This is a genomic window from Ensifer oleiphilus, assembly GCF_013371465.1.
In the GTDB taxonomy this organism is placed as follows: Bacteria; Pseudomonadota; Alphaproteobacteria; order Rhizobiales; family Rhizobiaceae; genus Ensifer; species Ensifer oleiphilus.
In genome coordinates, this window is sequence record NZ_JABWDU010000002.1 from 551,821 (window position 1) to 578,182 (window position 26,362).

23 protein-coding genes are annotated in these 26,362 nt (G+C 62.0%); 10 read left to right on the forward strand and 13 right to left on the reverse strand.

Going from position 1 to position 26,362, the window contains the following annotated elements:
• Positions 1-21 precede the first annotated feature (21 nt).
• The gene (locus HT585_RS09445) at positions 22-1,788 is read right to left on the reverse strand and encodes a hypothetical protein (protein WP_210270366.1); all 1,767 of its coding nucleotides are present in this window, start codon (positions 1,786-1,788) and stop codon (positions 22-24) included.
• Between the two features lie 354 nt (positions 1,789-2,142).
• The gene (gene gcvA, locus HT585_RS09450; protein WP_176352658.1) at positions 2,143-3,033 is read right to left on the reverse strand and encodes a transcriptional regulator GcvA; all 891 of its coding nucleotides are present in this window, start codon (positions 3,031-3,033) and stop codon (positions 2,143-2,145) included.
• A 121-nt stretch (positions 3,034-3,154) separates the two neighbouring features.
• Between gcvA and HT585_RS09455 the strand changes: the two genes are divergently transcribed.
• Positions 3,155-3,859, forward strand: a complete 705-nt coding sequence (locus HT585_RS09455) for an SDR family oxidoreductase (RefSeq protein WP_176352659.1) — start codon at positions 3,155-3,157, stop codon at positions 3,857-3,859.
• A 68-nt stretch (positions 3,860-3,927) separates the two neighbouring features.
• Here the strand turns inward: HT585_RS09455 and HT585_RS09460 are convergent, their stop codons facing one another.
• The 4 genes from HT585_RS09460 to HT585_RS09475 form a co-directional block, all read right to left on the reverse strand.
• Positions 3,928-4,860 (reverse strand): MYG1 family protein, encoded by a 933-nt coding sequence (locus HT585_RS09460; RefSeq protein ID WP_176352660.1) that lies wholly within the window; start codon positions 4,858-4,860, stop codon positions 3,928-3,930.
• 239 nt (positions 4,861-5,099) lie between these two features.
• Positions 5,100-6,572 (reverse strand): DUF1254 domain-containing protein, encoded by a 1,473-nt coding sequence (locus HT585_RS09465; protein ID WP_246707615.1) that lies wholly within the window; start codon positions 6,570-6,572, stop codon positions 5,100-5,102.
• Between the two features lie 235 nt (positions 6,573-6,807).
• Positions 6,808-7,785, reverse strand: a complete 978-nt coding sequence (locus HT585_RS09470; protein ID WP_176352662.1) for a bifunctional helix-turn-helix transcriptional regulator/GNAT family N-acetyltransferase — start codon at positions 7,783-7,785, stop codon at positions 6,808-6,810.
• A 123-nt stretch (positions 7,786-7,908) separates the two neighbouring features.
• Entirely contained in the window at positions 7,909-8,541 is a 633-nt protein-coding gene (locus HT585_RS09475) for a LysE family translocator (RefSeq protein ID WP_176352663.1), read from the reverse strand.
• 183 nt (positions 8,542-8,724) lie between these two features.
• Between HT585_RS09475 and HT585_RS09480 the strand changes: the two genes are divergently transcribed.
• Positions 8,725-9,108, forward strand: a complete 384-nt coding sequence (locus tag HT585_RS09480) for a hypothetical protein (RefSeq protein WP_176352664.1) — start codon at positions 8,725-8,727, stop codon at positions 9,106-9,108.
• Positions 9,109-9,271: 163 nt separating this feature from the next.
• On the opposite strand, the gene HT585_RS09485 is transcribed toward HT585_RS09480, so the two are convergent.
• The 3 genes from HT585_RS09485 to HT585_RS09495 form a co-directional block, all read right to left on the reverse strand.
• On the reverse strand, positions 9,272-10,435 hold the full coding sequence (locus tag HT585_RS09485; RefSeq protein ID WP_176352665.1) for a Gfo/Idh/MocA family protein: 1,164 nt from the start codon (positions 10,433-10,435) through the stop codon (positions 9,272-9,274).
• Positions 10,436-10,530: 95 nt separating this feature from the next.
• On the reverse strand, positions 10,531-11,451 hold the full coding sequence (locus tag HT585_RS09490) for a TIM barrel protein (RefSeq protein WP_176352666.1): 921 nt from the start codon (positions 11,449-11,451) through the stop codon (positions 10,531-10,533).
• A gap of 41 nt (positions 11,452-11,492) precedes the next feature.
• On the reverse strand, positions 11,493-12,401 hold the full coding sequence (locus HT585_RS09495; RefSeq protein ID WP_176352667.1) for a sugar phosphate isomerase/epimerase family protein: 909 nt from the start codon (positions 12,399-12,401) through the stop codon (positions 11,493-11,495).
• 244 nt (positions 12,402-12,645) lie between these two features.
• Between HT585_RS09495 and HT585_RS09500 the strand changes: the two genes are divergently transcribed.
• Positions 12,646-13,650: a substrate-binding domain-containing protein gene (locus HT585_RS09500; RefSeq protein ID WP_176352668.1), complete on the forward strand. Its 1,005-nt coding sequence runs from the start codon at positions 12,646-12,648 to the stop codon at positions 13,648-13,650.
• A gap of 337 nt (positions 13,651-13,987) precedes the next feature.
• Positions 13,988-14,233, forward strand: a complete 246-nt coding sequence (locus tag HT585_RS09505; protein WP_077505834.1) for a helix-turn-helix domain-containing protein — start codon at positions 13,988-13,990, stop codon at positions 14,231-14,233.
• A gap of 214 nt (positions 14,234-14,447) precedes the next feature.
• On the opposite strand, the gene HT585_RS09510 is transcribed toward HT585_RS09505, so the two are convergent.
• From HT585_RS09510 to HT585_RS09520, 3 genes are all read right to left on the reverse strand, one after another.
• Positions 14,448-16,898, reverse strand: a complete 2,451-nt coding sequence (locus tag HT585_RS09510; protein WP_176352669.1) for an arylsulfatase — start codon at positions 16,896-16,898, stop codon at positions 14,448-14,450.
• A gap of 229 nt (positions 16,899-17,127) precedes the next feature.
• Positions 17,128-18,147, reverse strand: coding sequence for a ketol-acid reductoisomerase (ilvC, locus tag HT585_RS09515; RefSeq protein ID WP_077505830.1), 1,020 nt, complete (start codon positions 18,145-18,147; stop codon positions 17,128-17,130).
• 197 nt (positions 18,148-18,344) lie between these two features.
• On the reverse strand, positions 18,345-18,992 hold the full coding sequence (locus HT585_RS09520) for a TetR/AcrR family transcriptional regulator C-terminal domain-containing protein (RefSeq protein ID WP_176352670.1): 648 nt from the start codon (positions 18,990-18,992) through the stop codon (positions 18,345-18,347).
• Positions 18,993-19,276: 284 nt separating this feature from the next.
• Here HT585_RS09520 and HT585_RS09525 point away from each other — a divergent pair, with 284 nt between their 5' ends.
• Positions 19,277-19,627, forward strand: a complete 351-nt coding sequence (locus tag HT585_RS09525) for a hypothetical protein (RefSeq protein ID WP_176352671.1) — start codon at positions 19,277-19,279, stop codon at positions 19,625-19,627.
• 44 nt (positions 19,628-19,671) lie between these two features.
• On the opposite strand, the gene HT585_RS09530 is transcribed toward HT585_RS09525, so the two are convergent.
• Positions 19,672-20,559: a LysR family transcriptional regulator gene (locus HT585_RS09530; protein WP_176352672.1), complete on the reverse strand. Its 888-nt coding sequence runs from the start codon at positions 20,557-20,559 to the stop codon at positions 19,672-19,674.
• Positions 20,560-20,718: 159 nt separating this feature from the next.
• On the opposite strand from HT585_RS09530, the gene HT585_RS09535 reads away from it, so the two are divergent.
• The 5 genes from HT585_RS09535 to HT585_RS09555 all read left to right on the forward strand — a co-directional run bounded on the left by HT585_RS09535 (position 20,719) and on the right by HT585_RS09555 (position 26,298).
• Positions 20,719-21,615 (forward strand): DMT family transporter, encoded by an 897-nt coding sequence (locus HT585_RS09535; protein ID WP_176352673.1) that lies wholly within the window; start codon positions 20,719-20,721, stop codon positions 21,613-21,615.
• Positions 21,616-21,791: 176 nt separating this feature from the next.
• Positions 21,792-23,105 carry an efflux RND transporter periplasmic adaptor subunit gene (locus tag HT585_RS09540; protein ID WP_176352674.1) on the forward strand — a complete coding sequence of 438 codons (1,314 nt, stop codon included), beginning with the start codon at positions 21,792-21,794 and terminating at the stop codon, positions 23,103-23,105.
• Between the two features lie 21 nt (positions 23,106-23,126).
• Positions 23,127-25,070 (forward strand): MacB family efflux pump subunit, encoded by a 1,944-nt coding sequence (locus HT585_RS09545; RefSeq protein WP_176352675.1) that lies wholly within the window; start codon positions 23,127-23,129, stop codon positions 25,068-25,070.
• 82 nt (positions 25,071-25,152) lie between these two features.
• Positions 25,153-25,563, forward strand: coding sequence for a hypothetical protein (locus HT585_RS09550; protein ID WP_176352676.1), 411 nt, complete (start codon positions 25,153-25,155; stop codon positions 25,561-25,563).
• A 36-nt stretch (positions 25,564-25,599) separates the two neighbouring features.
• On the forward strand, positions 25,600-26,298 hold the full coding sequence (locus tag HT585_RS09555) for a Type 1 glutamine amidotransferase-like domain-containing protein (RefSeq protein WP_176352677.1): 699 nt from the start codon (positions 25,600-25,602) through the stop codon (positions 26,296-26,298).
• The last annotated feature ends 64 nt before the right edge of the window (positions 26,299-26,362 follow it).

A 26,362-nucleotide genomic window follows, 5' to 3' on the forward strand; every position in this document is an offset into this window, starting at 1 on the left:
ATGCCCTGACCTGCCGAAGGCCTAAGGTTCGGTGGTCATCAGCCTGCTGGCCAACGGGTGGCCGTCGCTCGGTTGCGCCACGCCTGCCTTCTGCAACGAAGAAAGCAATCGCTCGACATCGGCGGGCCGAACGACGCGCACGGCTATTTCCGAGCGGAGGTTCGCAACCAGCTTTGGTGCATTGGTCAGCAGCCATTCTCGCTCGCGAACCATGTCACGGGTTTGGCCGCTCTCGGCGAAGATCGCCGCGGCAATCAGGTGATAGTTGGGGTTTGCCTGCGTAGGTGTTTTTGCGATCCACATGGCGGCCTCGCGAAAATCACCGCGGAAGTAGCTGCAAAGCGCGAGGGCGGATTCATAGTACGCCAGCGGGCCGGGATTTCGGCGACGGGTCTCTTCGACCATCCCACAACCTCGCGACCAATTGCCGGAGAGTGCAAGCCGGTAGCCATATTCGCCCACCAACTCGGTATCATTGGGATTGATACTCAAGGCTAGTTCCCCGACCTTCAGGGCAGCCTCGACATCGCCATTGAAGTACAAGGCGAACATCTCGGACTGTAACGCTCGAATGTTCTCAGGATCGAGTTCGACAGCTTTGCGCGCAGCCGCTAGAGCTCTGTCGATCGAAGCCGGGGACGACGAGGGATCGACAGGATAACGAAAGCGAATCTCGTCGACGTAGGTTTGAGACAGGAGCGCCCAGGCGCTTGCATAGGTCGGAAAGCGCTGGACAGCATCTTCCAGACATTTCCGGACGATCGGATGGGTCTTGGCGTCGAGGCTGGCACGATAGGCGTAGTAGGACAGTGTGCAGGCATAAGCCTGCCAGTCGTCCGGCGCATTGCGCGGCTGTTGAAACGTGTCCGCTTGAAAAATTATGCCATAGGGTTGGGCAAGGGTTGTGGCGACCTGACGCGCTATCTCGCCTTCGACCGCAATCAGTTTGGAGGCCTTCAGGTCGCCGTCGTAGCTTTTCGCCCAGATCACCGAGTTGTCGGTGCCGTTGATGACGCGGGCGCGGAGCCGGAACTGATTGTCGGCCATCTCTACATCACCGGCCAGGATATAACGCTGGTCATCGGTGGGCACCGTCGTGCCGACAGGTGCGTCGCCCTCGATGGCCACGATGTCCTTGAACTTCGCAATTTGACCAATGATTTCTCGGGTTAGACCGAGCGCTATCGCCCGTGAATTTCCCGCATTGGTCAGGTCGTCAAAAGGTTTCACCAGCAAATGCGGGATGGCAGGAGCCTTAGGGCGCCGGTCGCCACCCATCCACTCGACAAGTAACCAGGAGGAGACGATGACGGTCGCTAGCGATAGAAGCGCGATTGGAATCATGCTCCGCCAAGAAGAGTGTTTGTCGGCTGGAGCAGCCAATCTCGGCAGTTCCCGTGTTTCGAAATTCGGGACATAGCTGCCCTTCGGAACGGAGATGATCATCGCATCCGATACGCCGGCCGTGAGGTAGTAGCGCTCCAGCGCACGGCGAAGATGCCCGGCCTCGATCCGGACTATGGGGTCTGAGTGAGCGTCAAATGTGGCGTCCCGCCCGAACACGATCGTCGCGATAGTGTAAGCCTTGATGCGCTCGGCACGGCCTGCGATCGTTTCTTCAACAATATAGGTCAGGAAGTTGCGTGTTCGAGCGGTCGCGTCGAAGTCGCGACTGTCGAGGATGCGGGTGAGCTGGGCCCTTATACCCTCTGGCGCACACACGTCATCCCGCCGAAGAAAGGCATTGGCGGGTGAACCGGCTCGGCGAAGGGATTGTGAAGAATCCAAGGCCCCTCCCTCCACGCGATCGTCCTCGCGCGGGATCGTGTTGGAGAGATACTAGCCGAAACGTAGGGGCGGCGGAAAGCCAACTCAGAGGAGTATCCTAATTTGGCGCGAAAGGGACTTGCGGGCCGTGGTTTAATCGGAGCAGCCATCGTCGTCCGATGTTCGCTTCTGGGATACCACCGTGCTCCACTCAGTGTCCGACTTGGCGCGCATTCTGCCGCTCGGTTGTTTGACCTCCAAGGTCCGGTTAGGGTCAGAAGTGGTCACTGGTTGTATTTGCTACATAATTCCGCAAATACGTGGCGATCGCTGCGGCAAGCCGAACAGTGGGCGTGCATCAGGAGCGGTCGTCGTTCACCTCCGGTGCGCCTCCGCGATCATCCACGCAACCACCATGTCGATCGAGCTGGAATTGCGATAGCGCGGCCATACCAAATAGAAATGCGACGGTCCGAAGAGCGATCCCTCCAGGGCGAGAATGAGGCGACCTTCCTCCACGTCCCGTTGGACGAAATCACGGTTTGCCAGAACGATGCCCTGTCCCGCGATCGCTGCCTCGATCGCATGGGATGTCTGGCTGAAGCTGATCCCCTTGAACGACGTTCGCTCCAGTTTTCCCAGATGCTTTTCGATGAACTCCGGCCAGAAATTGTGGGCATCGTGCAGGAGCGTGTAGCCGGAAAACTCCCCTGAGGTCTTTGGCGGCGGCCGTCCGGACAGCAGCATCGGGCTGCCAACGGCGACAATCTCCTGCTCGAACAGCAACTCGGTCGCCAACCCCGGACCGAAGGGCGGCCGTCCGTATCGCACGGCAAGATCGACACCATCAGCCTGGAAGCTGGACATGCGTTCGGTGGCGAGAATATGCAGGTCGAGTTCCGGATGTCGGGCCGTGAAGTCGGGCAGACGGGGGATCAACCATTTGGACGCGAATGTCGGGGTGGTGCTGATCGTCAGACGGACCGGCTGCGGTGTCAGCGCACCCGTCGCTCTTGCAATAATCTCGAAGGCCCGGCGGATATCCGCGATATAGGCACGCCCTTCGCCCGTCAGCGCCAATGTCCGCGGCAGCCGCTCGAACAGCTTCACACCGAGTTCGCCTTCAAGTCCCCGAACCTGCTGCGCGACCGCGCCCTGGGTGACGCCAAGCTCTTCGGCCGCAAGCCTGAAATTCAGATGTCGCGCGGCAGCCTCAAATGCCTTGAGGGCGTTCAGTGACGGTAGCTTTCCGGGAGCGTCGAGCATTCAATAGTTTTTCTACTGCCAGATAAAAGCTGAACTGTTTCGTAAACCCGCAGGAGAAATGGTATGGCAATGCACAGGAATAGGCAATTCGTATGATCATTCCGTGTGATAGGAGCAAAAGATGTCAGTAGAAAAAGTGGCTATCGTTACGGCTGGCGGCAGCGGCATGGGCGCCGAGTGCGCCAGGCGTCTGGCTGCCGATGGATACAAAGTGGCCGTGCTTTCTTCTTCGGGCAAAGGCGAAGCGTTGGCGGCTGAACTCGGAGGCCTCGGCGTCACGGGCTCGAATCAATCCAACGACGATCTCAAGCGCCTGGTCGACGCGACCGTTGAGAAATGGGGTCGGATCGATGTGCTGGTCAACAGCGCTGGACACGGCCCGCGAGCTCCCATCCTCGACATCACCGACGAGCAGTGGCACACCGGCATGGACGTCTACCTGATGAATGTCATTCGCCCGGTGCGGCTCGTCACGCCGATCATGCAGGCACAGAAGTCCGGCGCGATCATCAACATCTCCACCGCTTGGGCGTTCGAGCCTTCGGCAATGTTCCCGACATCGGCCGTGTTCCGCGCAGGCCTCGCCGCCTATACGAAGATCTTTGCCGACACCTATGCCGGCGACAACGTCCGCATGAACAACGTACTGCCCGGCTGGATCGACAGTCTTCCGGCCACGGAAGATCGGCGCGCGGCGGTGCCGATGAAGCGCTACGGCACAAGCGCCGAAATCGCTGCGACCGTTGCCTTTCTTGCTTCCGAGGGCGCAGGCTACATCACCGGGCAGAACCTCAAGGTCGATGGTGGCCTGACACGGTCTGTGTGACGTGAAAGAGCTGGCCTAACTCGCCTTTGCGCCTCAGCACCTCTTCTGGGGAAGCAATGTCGTCTTCGTCAAGCGGGCTCGACGGCAACAGCCTCCGCGACCGCCAGTTCCGCCATCGCCAGTGCCGCCTCGCGCGTCCTGGCGGCGGCGATGAAGCGGCCGTTGTGGCAGAAGGTGGCGCCCGCAACGCCGCAGGCGGCTTCGAGCGCGTCGTTGGTGAGGCCGGCCCAGGCGGCCGGAAGGTCGGCGCGCAGCTCAAACCCTTCGTCGGCGCGGCGGATGCCGGTCAGGGTCCAGTCCTTGTCGCGCGGGTGGACGACGAACAGCAGGTGGTCGGCGCCGGCTTTCACGATGGCCGGGCGGAAGGGCATGCCCATCGGCAGTTCCAGCACGCGGCCCTCGCCGGTCGCAACAATCGCCTGGTGCACCACGGCTTCGGCGCGCAGTTTTGCGGCACTCCGGCCGATGCTCGCCTCGACGAAGCTGCGGGCGATCGCAAGCGCCGCATGGAAGGCTCGCTCGTCGGCATCCGGGTCGGTCTCGTCGAAGACCGGCTTCAGCGTTTCAAGCAGCGCCGGCAGCGTCAGGCCGGCAAGCGGCCCGGCGATGGAGGGGCTGAGCGCGCCGTTGTCGACCAGATCGACCGGCAGCACGAAGCTCCGGTCGAAGGAGGCGTGAACCGCCTCGACATGCGCTTCCGGGACCCGGGAGGCGACGAGGTAATCGCGGCCGTAATGCTTCCAGATCAGGCCGAACGAGCTCAAAGGCTGGCCGTCCTCGCGCAGCGGCGCGCCGCGCTGATGGTGATCGAAGATCTGCGCTTGCGCATCATAGGCGCCGCCGACATCGTAGATGATCCTGTTGGAGCCGGGCGTGATCCACTCCGGCGCCCGGCTGCGCACAATCTTGGCTTCAGGGAACAGCCGGGTCAGGATGACGCTCGACAGGAGCTCATCGGCATGGAAGCCACCAGAATGGGTGACGAGGAAATCTGGGGTCATGCCGGGATGCGCCTTGTGGTTTTCTGATGGTGTCCGCCCGACGGGCGTTTGTGGTTGGCACCAGATAGCCCTTGCTCGTCCCCATCTCAACCCATCCATTCGCGTATTCCGACGCATGGACCCGGCCCGGCTTGCGCTGCACGCAGCGAAATGCCGGCTCACTCGGGCGGACGTCGCGCCGCGCGCTCGCAGCGCGGCGTCCTTTCCTCCCCGCAGAAAGGCGAATACCTAAGTCAATCTCAATCGACGCGTTCGAAATCTCCTGGCTTCCAGGATTTGTCGAACCATGGCTCCAACGGGGCGTAAAGGCGCAGCAGGCTGTTCCAGCCTTTGCCCGCAGTCGTCTGCACCCAGTTGCTTTCCTGTCCGGCCGGCGCCTTTGGTGCAAACCACACGGTCACGGAACCGTCCTCGTTCTTCTTGATGTTCTTGTCGTTGCTGTCGAGGCCGGCAGATCTTTGGTCGGTTTCCAGCATCGAGCGCGTCTGCCCGTCATAAACCGTGAGCGACCAGAACTGGCCGACCGGGATCGGCGAGGGCAAGGTTATCTTGTAGGTCTTGCCGCCATCCAGATATTCACCCTTCGAATCCCTGGCCGAGAACGCATAGGCAGATCCCGTCCCGAGCTTGGCGTTCGCCATCGCGGGCGTGATGCCGGTGGCGTAGTAATGGAAGAGCGTGCGCGCATCCAGCATGCGCTCCCCGTCGTTCAGAAAGGCGTAGCTTCCACCAACAAAGCCTGTGCCCCACTGGCGATCCGGAAAAATCCGGACACGCTCGTCGCGCGGCGCAAACAGAATAGCACGAGCGGTTGCATTGGCGACGGCGACGGCGTCGGTCAAGATGCCCTTCATTCTCTCGTCGGGGGCAAAAGGCTTGCCTTTCTTGATCCCGATCGACGCAAACATACCAACGATCTCGGGATCGAAGGCGTCGCCGGGTTCATGCTGAATGACCTCGTTGATCTCCTCGTAAAAGTAGAACGTGTTGGCATGAATGGTGTTCATCTGCGTGCCCGACAGGTTGACGAAGGCCTGAGTTGGAGGCGCGTTCGCCGATGACAGCGGATATATTCGCGCCTTTGACTTCACAGCCGCTACGGCACCGGCGATGTCCCCCTGCTTCACGAAGGCGCGGTAGAACATCAGATTTCCAAAGGTGGGTGATTTGGCAACGAAGTAGCCGTCTGGGATTTCACCGGTGTAACCAGGCGGCACGAAAAGATACTTTCCACCCTCCCCCTTGTCAGGCCCGGTCAGGCCAACATCCGTCACCCAGCGGAAATAGGCATCATCAACCGGACCAAGAACGCCCGGCGGAACATCGATGACAACGGGGCCATCCTTCAGATCCATGCACGTGATGACGTAGACGGTGGTCGAGTTTGCCGTCAGAAACAGTTGTCGGGCGTCGATGAGGTCTTCGGTGATCGCAATTCCGCCGTTCCGCTTTACGCCGACCTCGTCCAATCCCTTACAGACCGCGTAAACGGATGCTGCGGGAACACCCGAAAGAAACGCCTCGACCCCTCGCGAAAAGTCCAGATTGTCGTAAACCCTCTGCACCGTTTCTACATCGGGAAGACCATCGAAGAATGTCAGCTTGCCAATGCGTGTATCGACCGCATTAGGCGTCGTAATGTACTCGGGCACCTTCGCCAGGTATCGGGGCTGTGTTTGGGCTTCGGCGGAAGTCGCCAGAAGAAGCGTCAACAGGGTGAGCGCTACAGTTCGACTACATCTGGACATTGGCCTCTCCCAAAAACTTTGTTGAGAGATGAGCCACCACTTTTGGGGAACGGAAGTACGTTACAGTAAATGTAACCGTAAATTAGTCCGCACTTGTGCAATACGCCATCGAAGCAATCCCGCCGAGTACGGCAAGCCAACGCAGGATTGCGACCGTCCCCATCTGCCATCTTTGTCCCGGCGTTGCGTCGCCGCGAAGTCAGCTTTCGCCAGAGCTAAGTCCGGCATCCACTGTCGAATGCCTGCGCGGCCCAAGATCGAGCGACCAGGTCTGGCCCACCAGATCCTTGCCGAAGGAATGGTGCGGCGCCTCCTCGACAAGCGTGAAGCCGGCGCGCTCGTAGATGCGGCGGGCCGAAGTGAGAACGCTGTTGGTCCACAGCACCAACGTGTCGTAGCCGACCGCGCGGGCGCGTTCGATGCAGGCGGAAACCAGCGCTGCGCCAACGCCGCGGCCGCGCGTATCCGGCTCCACATAGAGCAGCCTGAGCTTGGCGACACCGGGCTTGTCGCTTGCAACGAGGAAGATCGAGCCGACGATGCGGCCGTCGATTTCGGCAATCCAGGCGGCCTCGCGGGCCGGGTCATAGGACTTGACGAAATCCGCAAGGATGCCCGCAGCCAGCGCCTCATACTCCTGGTTCCAGCCATACTCCTGCACGTAAAGCACCGTCTGGCGGTGGATGATCCAGCCTAGATCGCCTGGTCTCAGGTCGCGCAGCCGCAGCGCCCCTCCTGCCTTTTCCCCCAGGACTTCGCTGACAATGCCGGTGGCCGCGATCAGCCGCCTGCGCTCGGTAGGAGCCAAGGTATCGAGCAGCGCGCCGATTGCCGTGCAGGTGTTCTGCTCCAAGGCGGCAAAGGTGGTGCGTCCGACCGGGGTGAGCGAGATCGGCTGACGGCGACCGCCCTCCGGACGTTCCGACTTCTCCACCAGCCCACGATCGGCAAACCGTTTCAGCGTGCGGCTCAGCTGGGCACGATCGACTTGAAGCGTCCGCATGAGATCGGCCGCGGTCGGCTCGTCGCGATGGGCAAGCTCGTAGAGGATGCGCGCTTCGGTCAGCGTAAACGGGCTCTGGTCGAGATGGGCGTTCAAGAGGCCGAGACGGTTGGTATAGAGACGATTGAAGGCGCGCAGCGCCGCCACGTCGGGGTGGTCGTTTGTGAGTGTCATCGCGGTGATCCAGCCTAAGTTGACTCAATCAACAACGATTTGTTGATTGAGTCAACATTGAAGATTGGATCGGGACGACCTGATCGGATATTGCGGGCCGCTAACCCAACCGGCGCAGGGCGATCAGTTCCGGGCGCCAAGCGCCAGCCGGCAGGCGAGCCCCGCGAAAACGGTAGCGAGCAGATATTGCGGCAACCTCTTGAAGCGCGCCGGTGCCGAAAGCCGGGTGCGGAGCTGGCCGCCGAGCAGGATCACCGCGCCATTGACGAGAAAACCGATGCCGTTGAGCACCGTTGCCAGCACCAGCGTCTGCACGATCATCGCGCCGTTTTCGGGCCGGATGAACTGCGGAAACAGCGCCAGCACGAACAGCGCCATCTTCGGGTTGAGCAGGTTGGTGAGCAGCCCCTCGCCAAAGATCCGCCGCAGCGACAGCCGCTTCAGCGACGAGGAAGGGGAAAAATCGATCGCCTGCGATCGCAGCGTTTTCCAGGCGAGATAAAGCAGATAGGCGCAGCCGGCCCAGCGCACGATCTCATAGGCGACGGGGACGGTCGCGATCAGCTGCGATAGCCCCAGCGCTGCGGCAAGCGCATGGCAATAGGTGCCAAGCGCAATGCCGGCATAGGTGAGAAACCCCGCCCCCTGCCCCTGGCTGACACTGCGCGACGCAATCAGCAGCATATCGGGACCAGGCGTCGCGGTCAGAACCAGCGAGGCGGCGGCAAAAAGTGCGAGTGTGGAAAAATCCGGCATGACATCTTCCTTTGAGGTGGCCGGAATTTCGGTTTAGCCGGATTCGCGGGAATGGCAAGGCCGGAGGGAAGAACAATCCCCCAGCCCGGTTTCTGCGTTAAGCAACGCGACAAATCCAGGTTGCACGCGACGTCGTCTGAACGTAGAGCACATTGCCATAATGTAATCAGGGGTTGAAACTTTATGTCCATTTCAGTCAAGACATTGCTCGCCGCCGCGGTCGTCGGCTTTTTCCTAGTGCCGGGCCTCGCCAACGCCGAATCCTTGGCCCAGCTCGAAAAGCAGGGCTACAAGGTCAGCAAGCTCACGAAGAACAAGGCCGGCTCTCAAGGCTGGGTGGCGTCGAACGGCGACAAGCGGTTTTTCTGCCGCATGAATGTCAGCATAGCCGTTGTCAGCAAGAAAGAGCTGGTCAGCATCACCACGGCCGGGCGCCTGGTCAAACTGGATCGGGCTACCTTCGAAGCGTCTTTGGGCGGTCCCGATCCGTCACTGCCGCTCTGGAGCGACCTTCAGGCCGGCCGCGTCAAGGCGCCTCACGTCAAGGGCTGCACGCCTCTTCGCTGATCGGCACAGGCGGGCCTGCGCCTTGGTCTAGCCGCAGGCCTGCCGACTGCATAATTCCTTGAATCGGGATCGATTTAAGGAATTATGCAGCAAATATAAAGCGTTACAGCGTCCTTTGCGCGTCGTATTTGACGCACGGCGCTGTAGCGCGAACAACCTCGCCTCAACTATACTCCACCCAGATGCCGCCGGCGTCCGCCGAGCGCACGCAGTTTTCCACCCAGCGCACGCCCTCGAGCCCGGCGTCGACGCCGGGGAAGACGAGGTCTTCCAGGCCCTCGGGCGCAACGCCTCGCGTGCCGCCGATCGCCAGCCCGAAGCGGCGATAGAGATTGGCCCAGGCCTCGAACAGGCCTTCCGGATGGCCGCCACCGATGCGGTCGTCGATCCGGGCCTGCGGGTAGAGATAGTCCATGCCGCGCTCGAGGATGCGCACCGGCTCGCCCTGGATCTCAAAGGAGAGCTGGTTCGGCCATTCGTCCCACCATTCGATGCTGGCCTTCGAGCCGACGATGCGCACCTTCTGTCCGTGCATCGAGCCGGCATTGACGGCGCTCGACCAGATGTTGGCGATGGCACCATTGTCGTATTCCATCAGGGTCACCGCATTGTCTTCGAGCGGCGCCCGGCTCTTGACGAAGCTCTGGCGCACGCACATCAGCCGCTTGATCTTCAGATGCGGCAGGATCACCTCGGAAAGGTAGAGCGGGTGCGTTCCGACATCGCCGAGCACATAGCTCGGCCCCGCGAATTTCGGGTCGACGCGCCAGCGGGTCGACGGGTTTTGCTCCTCGACGGCCGCACTGTGGAAGCCATGGGCAAACTGCAGGTTGACGATGCGGATCTCGCCGAGATCGCCGTTTCTCACCATGGCGCGGGCCTGCTCGATCATCTGGTGGCCGGCATAGCCGTAGGTGACGCCGACGATGCGGCCGCCCGCCTCCGACAATGCCTTAAGCTCCTCGGCCTCGGCCACCGTAAAGCAGAGCGGCTTTTCGCAAATCACATGCAGGCCGTGCTCCAGCGCCGCCTTGCAGATGGCAAAATGGGTGTTGTTGGGTGTGGCGATCGACACTGCCTCGATGCCATCGGGCCGCTTGGCCTCGGCGGCAAACATCGTCGCGTAGTCCGCGTAGCTACGCGCCGGATCGAGCCCGAGATCGACGCCGAAAGCGCGGCCCCGCGCCGCGTCGATATCGAAGGCGCCAGCCACCAGTTCGAAGGTGTTGTCCCGGAGCGCCGCCGACCGGTGGATCGAGCCGATCTGGCTGCCGCGCCCGCCACCCACCATCGCCCAGCGGATCGGCCTGTTCTTCGCTTCGGTCATGATTACGCATCCTGTCTATGACGCATGGGGTGCCTGGTGGCACCGACATGCATGAAATCAAATGGTTGAACGGCGCAGCGCATACTAATTGCGGCTCAGAAGCCGACCGAGCTGAGGTAGTCGCGGCTTTCCCTGACATCGGCCAGGCTGCCCGCCACGCTTCTCGGGTCGCGCTCCTGCTCGACCGTGATGAAGCCGTGGTAGCCGATGTCGGCAAGCGCTTGCCTGATGGCAGGATAGTCGATCACCCCGCGGCCGATCGGGCACATGACGCCTTGAGCGCAGGCCTCGAAGAAACGGATCCTTTCGCCCATCACCCGCTCGAACACCGCCCGGTCGATATCCTTGAAATGGACGTAGTCGAGCCGGTCCGCATAGCGCCTCAGCGTCTCCACCGGGTCCATGCCGGCGTAGAAGGTGTGGCCGGTATCGAGGCAGAGGCCGGCGCTCTCCTGCGGCACGTCGCGGGCGATGCGCTCGATCTCGTCGGAAAATTCGATATAGCCGCCGGCATGGGGATGAATCACCGCCCGCACGCCATGGGCGTCGGCGCGCTCGGCGATCGCCTTGATATTGGCGACCATGCCGGCCCAGGCCTCGTCCGAAAGCCGCGGCGCGCGGTCGAAATGCCCGGCCGCATAATCCCGCTCGTCGTGCCCCCAGTCCATGACGGTCAGATAGGGCGTCGCAAACCGCTGGCCGGCGACCTGCGGCGGCTGCGGCAACCTGGTGATGACGGCGCAGATTTCGTCCGTCTGGCGCAGCAGACTGTCGCGATTGTCGGGCGAAACCAGATCGTCGAAGATCGTGCCGGCGACGATGAAGAGGCTACGTTCGGCAAGGGCTGCGGCAACCAGCCGGTCGTCGAGCGGCACATAGCCGTAGGGTCCGAGCTCCAGCCCGCCATAGCCGGCTGCAGCCGCCTCGTCGAACACGCGTTGCCAGGCCGGCAGGTCGGGATTGTTGACGTCGTCCACGCCCCAGCAGCAGGGGGCGGTCGTGATCGTGATGCTCACGGCTTCATTCCTCAATCGAAGGGGTGTTGGCAGGCATCGGCTCAGCCGCGCGGCCAGTACTTGTCGACGTATTTCTGGATCTCGGCGCGCATGAAGCGGCCGGACTGGTCGGCACGTTCTTCCCAGCCGAAAACGCAGGCCGTGACGATGCCGTCGAAGCCGACTTCTGCGAGCGAGGAGAAGAACACGTCCCAGTCGATCTCGCCCTGGTACATGTCCATGTGCTGGTGGATCGTCACCTTGGCGCCCGGCGGATTGACGATGTAGCGCAGGCCCGAGGAGGCCTTGTGGTTATAGGTGTCGGCAACGTGGACGTGGTTGATCAAAGGCCCCGCGTCGCGGATCATTTTTGCCATGTCGTCGCCGAAATAGAAGGTATGCGGCGCGCAATAGAGGAATTTGACATGGTCGGAACCGATGGTCTTCAGCATGTCGATGGCCGGGTGCAGCGTCTCGCACCAGTCTTCGGGATGCGGCTCCATGTTGAGCGTCACGCCCTCCTTCTCGAACACCGGCACAAGCTCCTCGATCGATCGCCACCACGCAGCCTCGCTGTGCTCGTGGCTGTGCATGCCGCCGCAGCAGCTGGAGCGGTGGCCGCGATCAGGCGATGGTCCACGGCCGAATTCAGAATTCATCGTGTCGCAATCCATCTCGACGGCAATGCGGATTGCTTCCTTCCAGTAGCGCACCGCCGCCTGCCGCTCGTCCTCGTGCGGGCTTGCCCAGCGATACATCGGCAGCAATGAGCCGAGCTTGACGCCATGATCCTGCAGCGCCTTCTTGAAATCGCGGATGCGCTCCTTGTGCGCCCGCGGCCGCACCCACCAGGGCAGGAAATCGTCGCGCGGCGACAGCTCGATATGGTCGTAGCCGAGTTCCGCCGCCTTGCGGCAAAGCTGATCCAGCGGCAGGTGGCGATGCATATGGGGGTCGAGTGCGATTTTCATGGTGCCCCTCCATCATCCCCTGGCCATGAGCGCGGCGGGATGACCTTCGCGGGATCGTTTCGAACTTCGGTGTCTCCTCCCGAATTGCCAACAGGATAGCCCTGCCCCACGGCACGGTTCCAACGCTTCCATGATCAAATTTGATCATTGACCGCACGAGCCGCCAATGCTGATCTCCTGCCAACCTGCGCAATAGGTCACTATCAGCGCAGGTTGGTATGAGATCGTCGATCCGGAGGTGACGGTGGCGAAGAGGACGTTGAAGGATGTGGCCAGCGAAGCCGGCGTCGGCACGGCCACCGTCGAACGCGTGCTGAACGGCCGCGGCGGCGTGCGGCCGGAAACGGTCGAGAAGGTCCTGCGCGCGGCCAGGAGACTCGGCTATGGCCGCACCCTGCCCGAACCCCATCGCGGCGTCATCCGCATCGAAGTCATTCTCGTTCGCCCGGAAACCAGCTTCTATTCGCGCATGAACGAGGCCTTCGAGCGCATCGCCGCCTCACTCGACCACAGCATCACAGTCCACCGCACCTTTGCCCGCGAAAACGACCCAGCGGACTTCGCCCGCATCGTCGCCAACCCCAAGCTGCGGCGCTCGGCGCTGATCGTCGTGGCGCCGGATCATCCCGACGTGGTGGAGAGTGTGAGGAAGGCCGCAAGCCGCGGCATTCCCGTCGTCCAGATCATGACCCGTCCCGCCCCGGAACTGCCCTATGTCGGCATCGACAACTATGCAGCCGGCCGCACCGCCGCCCATTACATGTCGCAGATGCTGTCGGCACGCGCCGGCGCCCTCGTCGCGCTTTGCCACAGCAGTGCCTACGAGAACCACAAGGAGCGCATTCGCGGCTTTTCCACCTATCTCGCCGAACGGGGCAACTCCGCTCACCGCTTCACCGAAGTGATGTTCGACCGTGATGACGAACACGATGCGATGGAGCTTCTGGGCAACGCTCTTGCCCGCGATCAGGAGATCATCGGCGTCTATAGCGCCGGCGGCGACAACAAGGGCGTCGCCAAGGTGTTGAGCGGCCGGGCAACGGACAGGATCTTCTGGGTCGGCCATGAACTGACAGACCAGACCCGGCGCTATCTGCGCCAGCGACTGATGGCGATCGTGCTAGACCAGGCGCCGGAGATCCAGGCCCGGCGCTCGATCGACCTCACCTTGAAAAGTCTCGGCCTCATGGATGTCGAGGTCAGCACCGAGCCCGTGCGCTTCCTGACCGTGACCTCGGAAAATCTTTGATGGAAGAACCGTAGGCGACCAGTATTCGCATCTAAAACAGCGTCATTTCGCATCCAAAGCGAGCTCTTGGCACGACTTTTTTTTCGAGCTCGGCCTACAGGTCGGAGGCCCCGTATCGTAAGGTTTCCAAACGATTTTTCATACCCGGGGACACGGGCCGACTGGCGGCACTGGCCGTTCTATCCACTCAAAAATGCGGTCGCCAACTTGCCTTGACGGTCGCCCTGGCTATATTAGCGAAGCCTGAACGCCACTCATTGTTCGAGTCGCACGATATTTTCGGGCCCCCTTCACCCGACAAAACTCCTTGTCGGTGGACGAACGAAGGAGACACTTCATGTCCTTTAAGAAAAATCTGAATAAGGCTACCGACGCCACCGTATCCCGCGTCAGCATCGGAGCCGCCGTAAAGCGTTCGCGTGAATCCCACGGCTACACTGTCGATGAAATGTCAGTCACCACAGGCCTGACGGAAACCGAAATTTCCAAGGTCGAACTCGGCGCAGATACCGATCCCGTCAAGCTTCAGCGCATCGCCGCTGCCTTGCAAGTACCGCCTACCACCTTCACTGCCATGCGATAGCGGCGGTGCCGGGCATCCTGCCCAAACCGGGCGCACTGCCCACCCCGATTGCGGACTGGACGTTTGATTCTCTTGCAGCAAGGCGGAAATGCCGCTGCTTCAAGCCGAGAATCTGAACTGAAATCTGGTCGTCACGGCCATTGGCTCAAAAGGGAAAGCCGGGGTTTCGCCCCGGCTTCCTTCGTTTTTGCGATGGCCACGCCACGGACACCGCTCACTGCCGCGACAGATACACCTTCATCTTCGCCGCCATATCCTCGACTGCCTCGCCCGTGACGTCGACCAGCGCCTTCTTCACCGTGCCGGTGAACGGATAGGGCGCCGTGTAGGCCGTATCCATGGTCGGCGATCCGGAATCCGCCCCGACGCAGACGCCCGCTGCCAGGCCGAGCGAGATCGGGATGGTTACCGGCAGGTCGCCGCTACCCACCTGCTTGCCGTCGACGAACAGCTTGATATTGGCCGGCACGCCCCGGCCCTTGGCGATATCGGCCTTGCCCGTCGGCGTGAACTCGAAGCTGAAGATGTGATCGCCTTCGGGAATGGCTGCGTCCGACCGCACCGTGAAGCGCTGGTCGGCGACGTAGTTGTAGCCGTACACCAGCTTGCCCTCCTGCACATAGAACGAGAACCCGCCATCGACGCCGCCCATGGAGAGCAGCACCCCCTCCGCACCGCCGTTCGGCACGTTTGCCTCGACGGAAATCGAATGGGCGACATTGACGAGATAGGGCGCAGCACTGCCCGGCACGACCTGCGTGCCGGGATAATAGATGTACTTCTTGCGGTTGGCGGCAATCTGCGGGCGCTCGTCGGCAAAGCGCGCCGTGCCGCGGCTGTCGATCGGCAGCACGTTGTATTTGCCCGCCTCCACATACCACATGCCGATCATCGCGATCAGCCGCTCGCGTTCGGTCTCGGCCAGGTTCTTCGTTTCCGAAAAATCCTCCTTGAGGTTGTAGAGTTCCCAGCCCTTAGCATCGAGTTCGGTCAGCTTGTCGTAGGAGATCGGCGCGCCGAACGTCAGGCCCGACTCGGTGAAGGAGGTTCCCGGCCACGGACACACCGCGCGCCAGCCATCGTGATAGAGCGAGCGATGGCCGAACATCTCGAAATACTGGGTGATGTGCAGCGACGGCGCATCGGCGTCGTCGAAGGAGGATTTCAGGCTGAAACCCTGGATCGGAGATTGCGTGACGCCGCGGATCTGTGCCGGCGGTTCGAGATCAAGCGCATCCAGCACCGTCGGTACCATGTCGATCCCGTGGCAGTACTGGCTGCGAATCTCGCCCCTCGCCTTGATGCCCTTGGGCCAGGCAATAATGAACGGATCCGACACCCCGCCGCGATAGGTCTCCCGCTTCCAGCGGCGGAAGGGCGTGTTGCCGGCATGGGTCCAGCCGAAAGCATAGTGGTTGAAATATTTCGGCCCGCCGAGATCGTCGATCGCGGCTAGGTTCTGCTGGAGATCGTCGGGCACGTTGTTGAAGAACTTGCCCTCGTTGACCGAACCGTTCGGCCCGCCTTCGGCACTCGCCCCATTGTCCGAGACGACCATGATCAGCGTGTTCTCATATTCGCCCATGTCCTTCAGGAAGGCGATCAGCTCGCCGATGTAATGGTCGGTGTGCTCGAGAAATCCGGCAAAGACCTCCATCATCCGGGCAAACAGCCGCCGCTCGTCCGCCGACAGTTTCTGCCAGTCCTGCACATCGGGATCATGCCGCGACAAAACGGTATTCTCGGGGATGATGCCGATCTCCTTCTGCTTGGCGAATACCTTCTCGCGATAGGCATCCCAGCCATCGTCGAACTGGCCCTTGTATTTGTCGGCCCATTCCTTCGGCACGTGATGCGGCGCGTGCATCGCGCCGGGTGCGAAATACATGAAAAACGGCTTGTTGGGCGCGACTTGCTTTGAGTCGGCGATCATCGACCTGGCCTTGGCGACCAGATCCGGCGTCAGGTGATAGCCCTCCTCCGGCGTCTTGTCGGGCTCCGTCTGGCTGTTGTCGCGCACCAGCTCCGGGTAGTACTGGTGGGTATCGCCGCCGAGGAAGCCGAAGTAGCGCTCGAACCCTCGCCCCAGCGGCCAGCGGTTGTAGGGTCCGGCGGCCGACGTCTGCTCGGCCGGCGTCAGGTGCCATTTGCCGAGCGCATAGGAGTTGTAGCCGTTCTCCTGCAGGATTTCCGACAGGAAACCGTTTTCGAAAGGGATCTGGCCGTTCGCCCCGGGGAACCCTTCCGAACCCTCGGTGATGCAGGCCATGCCGTTGGAGTGGTGGTTGCGCCCGGTCAGGAAGCACGAGCGCGAGGGCGAGCAGAGCGCCGTCGTGTGCATGTTGCTGTAGCGCAGACCGTCGGCGGCAAGGGCGTCCAGGTTGGGCGTGTGGATCGGGCTGCCGAAGCAGCCGAGCTGGCCGAAGCCCGTATCGTCGAGAACGATGAACAGCACGTTCGCGGCCCCCTCGCGCGCCCTTGTCGGCGCTGGCCATGCCGGCTGCGAAACATCGAATGTCCGCCCGATGACGCCGGTAAAGGCCTGCCCTGGCGGATACTCCTTCAGTTCGGCCTCCGCCGGGCGGGCACCGAGCCCGGCCGTCGCGGCAATCGCGGTGCTGCCGAGCAAAACGCCACGACGCGTCAGTTTGATATCGTCACTCATCTGCCTTCCTCCGTGGTCCGGTCATGCTTGATTGGAAGTCATGGAGAGTAGGAAAGACTGCGCGCCCCTCGTGGGGGTATCGATGCACCCTACAATTTAGCACGAGCTAAACTTGAGAGCTACAATCGGCTGCGTCATGACCACCGCAAGTGTTGGGCGATGGTCGATCGACAAAAAGAAAAGCCGGGGTTTTTGCCCCGGCTTCCTTCATTCAACTGTCAGATAAGGCTTAGTTCTTCGCCTTGTCGACCAGCTTGTTCTTGCCGATCCACGGCATCATGCCGCGCAGCTTGGCGCCGACTTCTTCGATCTGGTGGTTGTCGTTGACGCGGCGGATGCCCTTGAAGCGGGCTGCACCCGACTTGTATTCCTGCATCCATTCCGAGGTGAACTTGCCGGTCTGGATGTCGGTGAGGACGCGCTTCATTTCGGCCTTGGTTTCAGCCGTGATGATGCGCGGGCCGGTGACGTATTCGCCCCACTCTGCGGTGTTGGAGATCGAGTAGTTCATGTTGGCGATGCCGCCTTCATAGATCAGGTCGACGATCAGCTTCACTTCGTGCAGGCACTCGAAATAGGCCATTTCAGGCGCGTAGCCGCCTTCGACCAGGGTTTCGAAACCGGCGCGGATGAGCTCGACGAGACCGCCGCACAGAACCGCCTGTTCGCCGAAGAGGTCGGTTTCGCACTCTTCCTTGAAGTTGGTTTCGATGATGCCCGAACGGCCGCCGCCAACACCGCAGGCGTACGAGAGCGCGAGGTCAAGGGCGTTGCCCGAAGCGTCCTGGTGAACGGCAACGAGGCAGGGAACGCCGCCTCCCTTCTGGTATTCGCCGCGAACCGTATGGCCCGGGCCCTTCGGCGCGATCATGACGACGTCGAGCGTCGCCTTCGGCTCGATCAGGCCGAAGTGAACGTTGAGGCCGTGGGCAAATGCGATGGCAGCGCCGTCGCGGATGTTGCCGGCGATGTCGGCCTTGTAGATTTCTGCCTGCAGTTCGTCAGGCGTTGCCATCATGATCAGGTCGGCCCACTTGGCAGCTTCTGCGACCGAGAGAACGGAAAGGCCATCGGCCTCGACCTTGGCAGCGGTTGCCGAACCCGGCTTCAGCGCGACGCGGATTTCCTTGGCGCCGGAATCCTTCAGGTTCAGCGCGTGGGCGCGGCCCTGGCTGCCGTAGCCGACGATAGCGACCTTCTTGGACTTGATGAGGTTTATGTCAGCATCACGATCGTAATAGACGCGCATTTTGGTGGTCCTTCCCGTTAGTTGTCTGTTGTTTCCGCTACGCAACATCTGAACCGATCGATCCAGACATCACACAGCAATTCCGTGTTCCGCAGAAACTGCAGCGCTTGCCGGCGCACAGTCCTGCAATTCCAGTGCTGCAGCGGCCTTTGCGTCTCTTCGACAGCCGGCGCTGCTGGCAGAGATCTCCCCCGCCGTTAAACCTTCTTGCCATAAAGCGTGAGGAAGGCGCTGACCGCCTGCTCCGCCTTGCGGCCGAAACCTTTTTTCATCTCGCCGGCCTCTTCACCCAGCAGCATCTTCAGGTGCCAGTCGGAAACGACCAGCCCGTAAAGCGCGCCATAGGCCTCGTCGGCATCGTCAAAGGCCAGAAGCCCTGCCTTGCGGCCGGCCTCCAAGAGAGCGGCAGCCCGCCGCCCGATCTGCCGGCGCCCGCGCTCCTGCAGCATGTGGCCGAGCTTGGAGCCTTCACGGCTTGCCTGGCCGATCGCCAGACGGTTGAGAGCCAGCGACACGTCGCCGGAAAGAACCTCGAGCAGATCCTTGGCAAAGACCACCAAGTGCCGGCTCAGGCTTTCTGCATCGAGCGCGCTTGCCGCCACATCCTGCGTGCGAACCTTGCTCGCCTGGAAGCCGATCATCGCCGAAAGCAACCCGTCGCGATCGCCGAACCACTTATAGAGGCTTTCCTTCGAACAGTTGGCCGCGCGTGCGACACCGGCCGTCGTCAGCGCCTTCTCGCCGCCGTCGACCAGCAGACGCAACGCCTCTTCGAGAACGACGCCCTGACGCTCGGTCAGGCCGTTCCCGGCATTCGCCTCTCTTGTCGCAGCAACGCTTTGCACCTGGCCCCACCCAATTCAGTACCGTACGGTACGGTTCGCATTCTTCTAGTGAAGCGCGTCGAAAGCGTCAAGGCGATTTTGACGGATGGGCGAAAATTCGGCTGAGGCGGGATGTTCAAGGCGAATATTGCAGGCGGGCCGCGCTGAAGCCGACCGGCGGCAAATCATCGCGCAAGCGCTCCAAATCGACACGACGATGGAATGTCGATCGTAAAATGCCAGCAATCGTCATACTCCTTCACGAGCATAGGCCATGAGCAACCCACTCCTTTCGAGATCAAACCATGAAAGTCGATATTCTGTGCGAAGGACATGTCATCGGGCACTCTGACCTCGAGCCAGTCGATCCGCCGATGGGCGTCGCTGGAGGACACTTCGTGCCTGCTCCAGAGTATGTCCCCAGCATCCATGCGCTTGTCATCGACGGAGACGACAACGTTTCAGGAGAGTACGCCGAGCTTTCGGCACGCTCGGATGAATATGGCATGCTCGTCTGTGCGGGCGTCTACATCGAGGACTTCGAGGAAACAGTTCAGGAGATAAATGTGACGGTTCTGGGCATGGCTCACCCTGAATATGCATCTGTCTTCGCGTCTCATGCCCTTTTCAAGGCTTACTGGGGCGATGAGGCGTAGCCAAGTTCTTCAGCGATGTTCGCCGCAGGCAGGCATGACCGCCTTCAGCCGGCAAGCGCCAGTCCTCCCTGGCGCCCAACGTCCCTCTCGATCTCGCCAACAAGGCTGTCGAGCGCCGGATTTCTCGACTTGCGGGAGCGTCTGACGACATAGGCGAGCGATGGCGGCGGCGGCAGGCGGTCGGTCATGATCTGCATTTCGCCACGGATATGACGGTCGCTCAAAAGGGCCACGCCCATGCCCGCATTCACGGCCGACACGATGCCGGCGGCGCTCGAACACTCGAAGACGGTTTCGAGAACCGCATCGTCCTGGCCGATGTCGAGTGCCCATTGCCGATAGAAGCACTCGTCATGAAACGACAGGAACGGGATCGGCCCGCCCTCAGGGACCATCAGCTCGGGATGCTTGACCCAATGGAGCCCCTCCCTGAAGAGAACCACGTCGGTCGGACGCACCTCATGACCAAATACCTGCACGATCGCGGCATCGAGCTCGCCGCGCTCCAGCATGGCGCGAAGCACCAGGCTCATGCGCACCTTTGTGCGGACGGCCACATTCGGATGAAGCCGCTTGAAGCGGCCAAGGATGCGCGCAAGATCGGTGCAGGCCGTATCTTCGGTGAGCCCGAGCGCAAGTCTTCCAGCAAGCGGCGTCTTGGAGAGGCTCAGCAGCGCCTCGTCGTGCAGCCCGATGATGCGCCCCGCATAGTCCAGCAGGTCCTCGCCGGCGGCCGTAAACATCGGCGCGCCCGATTTCCGGACGAGCAGCTCGCAGTCGAGGCTGACTTCCAGTCTTTTGATCTTGTGGCTCACAGCCGACTGAGAGAGGCCCAGGGCGGCTGCCGCGCGAGTCACGCCGCCATGTTGGCGGATTGCGGCAAGCGCCCGTAAGGCATCGATCTCGAGGCGGCGACTGTTCAGTTCGTTCATGGCGATGTCCGTTTCCTTCTCTCGAGCGGGACCGTATCACAGACCACGCCGCCCATGACATTCATTTGCGCAACGTCATGCTTCCATCGAAATTTGTCATGTGCGCGGATGGGGCGATCCGCCTATCGGTAGAGCGTATTCCTCGCTGCAGAGACCTTGATGACCGACATCTCACTTCTTTCCGCCACCGCCAACCGCCACCCTTTGTTATGGCCGCTGCTCGCCACGCTCCTGATTATCGGATGGAGTTCGGGCTTTGTCGGCATCCGCTATGCCAATCAGGAGGCTGGTGTCATGCTGCTCCTCTTCTGGCGCACACTGCTTTCGGGCTTGATCCTTCTGCCGTTCGCCCTGTCCATCGGGCCGCGCCCGTCCATGCGTACGATAAAGGATCAGGCCCTGTTCGGCATCATGGCGGTGTTCCTCTATCTCGGTGGCTTCGCGCTGGCGATCGAACAGAAGGTGCCGACGGGCCTGGTCGCGCTCATCGCCGACCTGTTGCCATTGGCGATCGCCGCCCTTTCGCAGCCAGTGCTCGGCGAACGGCTGACCCGGCGGCAATGGCTCGGCACCGCGATCGCCGTCGTCGGCGTTTTGATCGTGTCCTTCGACAGCCTCAGTTTCGGCACGGCCCCGGTCTGGGCCTACGGGCTGACCGTCGGCTCGATGCTGATCTTCGCCGTCGCCTCGGTGCTGCACAGGCGACGCAAGACGCAAGCCATGCCCGTTCATCAGAGTCTATGCATCCATACACTGACGGGTTCGGTTCTTTTCGGCCTCTGCGCGTTGACGCAAGGCAGCCTTTCGCCGCCGCTAACCCGTGATTTCGCGGTCGGGATGATCTGGCTCGTCTTTATCGCAACGTTCCTCGCCTATGCCGTCTACTACACCAGTCTGCGACTGTTCCCCGTGGCCAAGGTGAGTGCCGCGATCTATCTCAGCCCGCCCGTGACAATGCTGTGGGCCTGGATGCTGTTTTCAGAACCGCTGACTGGCGCGATGTTCGCGGGCCTCGCGGTGACGCTGGTGGGCGTGTGGATGACATCGCGGGGCTGAGGGCTTGCAGGCAGGTCATGGCGATCCGGTAGCGAGGCATATTGATGCCCCTCCGCCGCCAAAACATTACAATAATATAATGATCTCAATGCTTCCCGGCCCGGCTGTTTGTGCCTATTTGCTGCTAGGATGAATCGCGCCCGTGATGACGGCGCTGACAAAAGCCGGGTACGGGAATGAACAAGACAGGCAAATCGGCACGCACGGAAACGACCCCACGCGAGGACGTGACGCCCAACGTCACCTTCATTCCCGGCGTAGCCCCTATCAGGCGCAAGCGCCGCTCGCGCACCTGGCTGTGGATCCCCGTCATCGTCGCGGTCGTCGGTGCCGGCTATTACGGCTGGACGCGTTCTGCGACGAACCCGACCTCCGCCGCCATGGTCACAGAGGTCGTCGCGCGTGGCGATATCGAAAACAGCGTGACGGCCGTCGGTACGCTCGATGCGATCAAGTCGGTCGATGCCGGCGCCCAGGTCTCCGGCCAGCTGAAGGCCCTGCATGTCGATATCGGCGACAAGGTAAAACAGAACCAGTTGGTTGCCGAAATCGACCCCGCCACCATCGAAAACCGGATCGAGATCGACCAGGCCGAGCTTGCCAATCTGCAGGCGCAGCTGATCTCGAAGAAGGCTCAGCTCGTCTTGAAGCAGGCCAATATCGACCGCCAACGCAACCTGGTGGTTGCTAAAAGCATTGCCCAGTCGACCCTCGACCAGGCGGTCGCCGACCTTGCCGCGGCCGAAGCCGACGTCAACGCCATCGAAGCGCAGATCCGCAAGCAGCAGGCGACGCTTGCCGGCGACAAGGTCGATCTCGGCTACACCAAGATCTTTGCCCCCATGGGCGGCACCATCGTCGCCAACCCGGCCAAGGAAGGCCAGACGCTCAACGCCAACCAGACGACGCCGACCATCGTCACCATCGCCGATCTCTCGACGATGACCGTCAAGGCCCAGGTGTCGGAGGCCGATGTCGGCAAGCTCGAGGTCGGCATGGACGCCTATTTCACCCTGCTCGGCCAGCCTGGAAAGCGCTTCGAAGGCAAGCTGCGCCAGATCCAGCCGATGCCGGACACGGCAAACAACGTCGTGCTCTATTACGCCCTCTTCGACGTAACCAATCCTGAAGGCGAGCTGATGATGTCGATGAGCGCCCAGGTGTTCTTCGTCCAGTCCGCGGCCAAGGACGTGCTGGTGGTGCCGAGTGCGGCATTGCGCATGACTGGCGAAAAGGGTGCGGGCCAAGCAGGCGGAAAACGCGGCGGCAACGCAGGCGCTGCCGGCGGCAAGGCCGAGGTGACTGTCGTCACCGCCTCCGGCGCGCTTGAAACCCGTGCCGTCGAGGTCGGCATCCGCAACCGCGTCAAGGCCGAAATCAAGAGCGGCTTGAACGAAGGCGACACCGTCGTCGTCGCCACCGGCTCCGACACCCCGGCTGCAGGCAACCGCGGCAGCCAGCGCGGCATGCGCATGCCACCGATGTTCTAAAGGCCAATTCAAGAGTTCGCCATGACCCCGCTCATATCGCTCCGGCACGTCAGCAAGACCTATTTCAACGGCGATCTCGCCGTCGAGGTGCTGCACGGCGTCTCGCTCGACATCGAGGCCGGCGAATTTGTCGCGATCATCGGCCAGTCCGGTTCGGGCAAGTCGACGCTGATGAACATCTTGGGCTGTCTCGACCAGCCGACGGAGGGCGACTACCTCATCGACGGCGAACGGGTGTCGGGCTTCGACACCGACGAACTGGCGGCGCTCCGGCGCCGCACCTTCGGCTTCGTCTTCCAGAGCTACAATCTCATTCCAACCGCAAGCGCGCAGGAAAACGTCGAGGTGCCGGCCGTCTATGCCGGCATGTCGGCGCGGGACCGCCACGACCGCGCGGAAGCGCTGCTGCATCAGCTGAAGCTAGGCGAGCGGCTCGACCATCGCCCGAACCAGCTGTCCGGCGGCCAGCAGCAGCGCGTGTCGATTGCGCGTGCGTTGATGAACGGCGGCCGCGTGGTGCTGGCCGACGAGCCGACCGGCGCGCTCGACAGCCAGAGCGGCTCCGACGTCATGGCACTTCTGCGCGACATGAACGACAAGGGCCACACAATTATCGTCATCACCCACTCGCGCGAGGTCGCCGAACAGGCCGACCGGCTGATCGAGATCCATGACGGCCGCATCGTCGCCGACCGCACCAAGAAGAGCCGCGCCAACCCGGAAGCCGCCCAGGCGCTCAGCCAGACGGTAAGCGAAGGTTCCGCCGCAATCGCCGACGTCACCGAAGCCGTCAAGATGGCGTTTCGGGCGCTGCGCGCCAATCTCTTCCGCACCGTCCTCACTTTGCTCGGCATCGTCATCGGCGTCGGCTCTGTCGTCGCCATGCTGGCGATCGGCACCGGCGCGCAGGATTCCGTGCTCAACCGCATTTCCTCCATGGGCTCCGACCTTTTGGTGGTCCGGCCAAGCATGGCGAACTTCCGCGGCAGCGCGGGGGGAAGCAACGTCACCCTTGTGCCGGCCGACGCCGACGCCATCCTCGAAGTGCCGAACGTCGCCTTCGCCGTGCCCGAGTTGACCAGCAACGTCACGGTCCGGCGCGGCAATGTCGACTACCAGACCAGCGCAAACGGCACCGTGCCGCAGTTCACCACCGCCAAATCCTGGAAGATGCAGCAGGGCGAGTTTCTCACCCAGGACGACATGGACACCTATGCACCGGTAGCAGTGCTTGGCCAGACGGTGGTCAAGACGCTGTTTCCCGATGGCGACAGCCCGCTCGGCCAATATGTGCTGGTCAACAAGATCCCCTTCCAGGTCATCGGCGTGATGGCCGAGATGGGCGCCACCTCCTTCGGCAACGACCAGGACGACGTGGTGCTCGTGCCGCTGACGACAGGCAGCATGCGCCTCTTCGGCCAGCGCAACGTGCGCACCATCACCGTGCAGGTGAAGGACGCCGCCGCCATCGACATCACGCAGCAGACCATCCAGGCCCTGCTCGACCAGCGCCACAAACGTCAGGACACCCAGATCACCAACATGTCGTCGGTGCGCGAGGCCTTCACCGAAACCTCCAACACGATGAAGCTGTTCCTCGGCTCGGTCGCAGCCATCTCGCTCTTGGTCGGCGGCATCGGCGTGATGAACATCATGCTCGTCTCGGTCAGCGAGCGCACCCGCGAGATCGGCGTGCGCATGGCAACCGGCGCGCGCCAGCGCGATATCCTGCTGCAGTTCATCATCGAGGCACTGGTCGTCTCGGCGATCGGCGGCACGCTCGGCGTCGTCCTCGGGCTTGGTGTCGGCGCACTCGCCGGCCAGTTCGGCATGCCCGTCGCCTTCACGCTCGGCCCCGTGGCGCTTGCCTTCGCCTGCGCCTTCCTGACGGGCCTCGTCTTCGGCTTCCTGCCCGCCCGCAACGCCTCGCGCCTGCAGCCGGCGGTGGCGCTGAGTGCCGATTGAGGCACTTGCGCGCACCAGCCAATGGACAAGACGCACCGCACCACCGACGATGGCATTTTGCAGCCTGTGGGTGTGATTCGCGATGTGGAAGATTTTTGCAGTTCTCTATAGCCTGGCCTTCGCCTTCGGCCTGGTCTTCGTCGGCTATCTGGTCGCGATCGACGCTTTGGTCGGCCTGACGTCCCTCGGCTGGATCGTGATTTCCGCGAGCATGGTCATGGCGCTCGGCACGACAATTGGCCTCGTTGCCTACGCCTTCAATCTGAACGTCCCTCCACTCGCACTCTGGCGGCCGTTCAGCTGGCTTGCCGTGGTTTGGGCGCTCTTTGCGTCCTACACCAGCTTCACGAAGTTCCTGTCCATGGCCGCGGGTTCGTCCGGCAACGATCTCATTACCAATGTTCTCTGGCTGTCCCTTGCCCTTGCCATCAATTACTTCAGCTGGCTCGGCGTCTGGCGCTATGGCCGCCGTGTGTCGATCATCGCGAATTAAGGCCTGGCACCGTTTCGCCCGTCTCCGCAGGGAAAAATGCTCAACCTCATTCTCTACAGCGATCAGATCTTCCCCGACTGTTCGGCAATCGACCGCAGGCTTGTCGAATTGCTGAAGGCGCGAGGAACCGGAAATCGCATTGCCTATGTGGCGTCCGGCCCGGAGCCGGATCGCAATTTCTTCCTGGACGCGCAGTCTTACTACGGCAGGTACGATCTCGATCTCGCGCTGTTCTTCGATCTCGACGAACCACATTCTGCCGAAGACATCGCCGCACTCTTCGCCTGCGACGCCATTCACCTTGCGGGTGGACATACCGGCAGCTTTCTCGAACGGCTGAGACGAAGCGGCATGGTCCAGCCGATGCGGGATTGGGCGCTGTCCGGCAGCATCCTGATCGGCGTCAGCGCCGGCGCCATTCTCATGGGCATGACGATCGCAACAGACGCTCTCTTCATCGGCCGCAAACCGGAAGAGATAATGCACGGCGATGCGCTCGATCTCGTGCCGTTCGAGTTCTTCCCTCATCTGAATGACGAGGCCACGTATCTGCCCGACCTGCTGCACTACAGCACCGGCACGTCAACTCCGATCGTTGCCTGCAACGATGGCGACGGTGTTGTCGTGGCAAATGGAAAGGTTGAGTGCGTGGGAAACCCGCTGTGGATCTGCGGGGGCACCGTGCGCACGCCAGACGACATCGAGCTGGCCGACCTGTCGATATCGCAGCCATGAGGTTGCGGCGCTTGCGCCGGGGGGGCATGCGGCCGCAACGCGCTCTGCGAGACAATATCCGCGC

Bases quoted from the DNA above. Each gene is read 5' to 3' on its own strand.
- gcvA (WP_176352658.1), bottom strand. From the start codon at position 3,033: ATGCTCGACGCTCCCGGAAAGCTACCGTCACTGAACGCCCTCAAGGCA.
- HT585_RS09455 (WP_176352659.1), top strand. From the start codon at position 3,155: ATGTCAGTAGAAAAAGTGGCTATCGTTACGGCTGGCGGCAGCGGCATG.
- HT585_RS09460 (WP_176352660.1), bottom strand. From the start codon at position 4,860: ATGACCCCAGATTTCCTCGTCACCCATTCTGGTGGCTTCCATGCCGAT.
- HT585_RS09470 (WP_176352662.1), bottom strand. From the start codon at position 7,785: ATGACACTCACAAACGACCACCCCGACGTGGCGGCGCTGCGCGCCTTC.
- HT585_RS09475 (WP_176352663.1), bottom strand. From the start codon at position 8,541: ATGCCGGATTTTTCCACACTCGCACTTTTTGCCGCCGCCTCGCTGGTT.
- HT585_RS09480 (WP_176352664.1), top strand. From the start codon at position 8,725: ATGTCCATTTCAGTCAAGACATTGCTCGCCGCCGCGGTCGTCGGCTTT.
- HT585_RS09485 (WP_176352665.1), bottom strand. From the start codon at position 10,435: ATGACCGAAGCGAAGAACAGGCCGATCCGCTGGGCGATGGTGGGTGGC.
- HT585_RS09495 (WP_176352667.1), bottom strand. From the start codon at position 12,401: ATGAAAATCGCACTCGACCCCCATATGCATCGCCACCTGCCGCTGGAT.
- HT585_RS09505 (WP_077505834.1), top strand. From the start codon at position 13,988: ATGTCCTTTAAGAAAAATCTGAATAAGGCTACCGACGCCACCGTATCC.
- HT585_RS09510 (WP_176352669.1), bottom strand. From the start codon at position 16,898: ATGAGTGACGATATCAAACTGACGCGTCGTGGCGTTTTGCTCGGCAGC.
- ilvC (WP_077505830.1), bottom strand. From the start codon at position 18,147: ATGCGCGTCTATTACGATCGTGATGCTGACATAAACCTCATCAAGTCC.
- HT585_RS09525 (WP_176352671.1), top strand. From the start codon at position 19,277: ATGAAAGTCGATATTCTGTGCGAAGGACATGTCATCGGGCACTCTGAC.
- HT585_RS09530 (WP_176352672.1), bottom strand. From the start codon at position 20,559: ATGAACGAACTGAACAGTCGCCGCCTCGAGATCGATGCCTTACGGGCG.
- HT585_RS09535 (WP_176352673.1), top strand. From the start codon at position 20,719: ATGACCGACATCTCACTTCTTTCCGCCACCGCCAACCGCCACCCTTTG.
- HT585_RS09540 (WP_176352674.1), top strand. From the start codon at position 21,792: ATGAACAAGACAGGCAAATCGGCACGCACGGAAACGACCCCACGCGAG.
- HT585_RS09545 (WP_176352675.1), top strand. From the start codon at position 23,127: ATGACCCCGCTCATATCGCTCCGGCACGTCAGCAAGACCTATTTCAAC.
- HT585_RS09550 (WP_176352676.1), top strand. From the start codon at position 25,153: ATGTGGAAGATTTTTGCAGTTCTCTATAGCCTGGCCTTCGCCTTCGGC.
- HT585_RS09555 (WP_176352677.1), top strand. From the start codon at position 25,600: ATGCTCAACCTCATTCTCTACAGCGATCAGATCTTCCCCGACTGTTCG.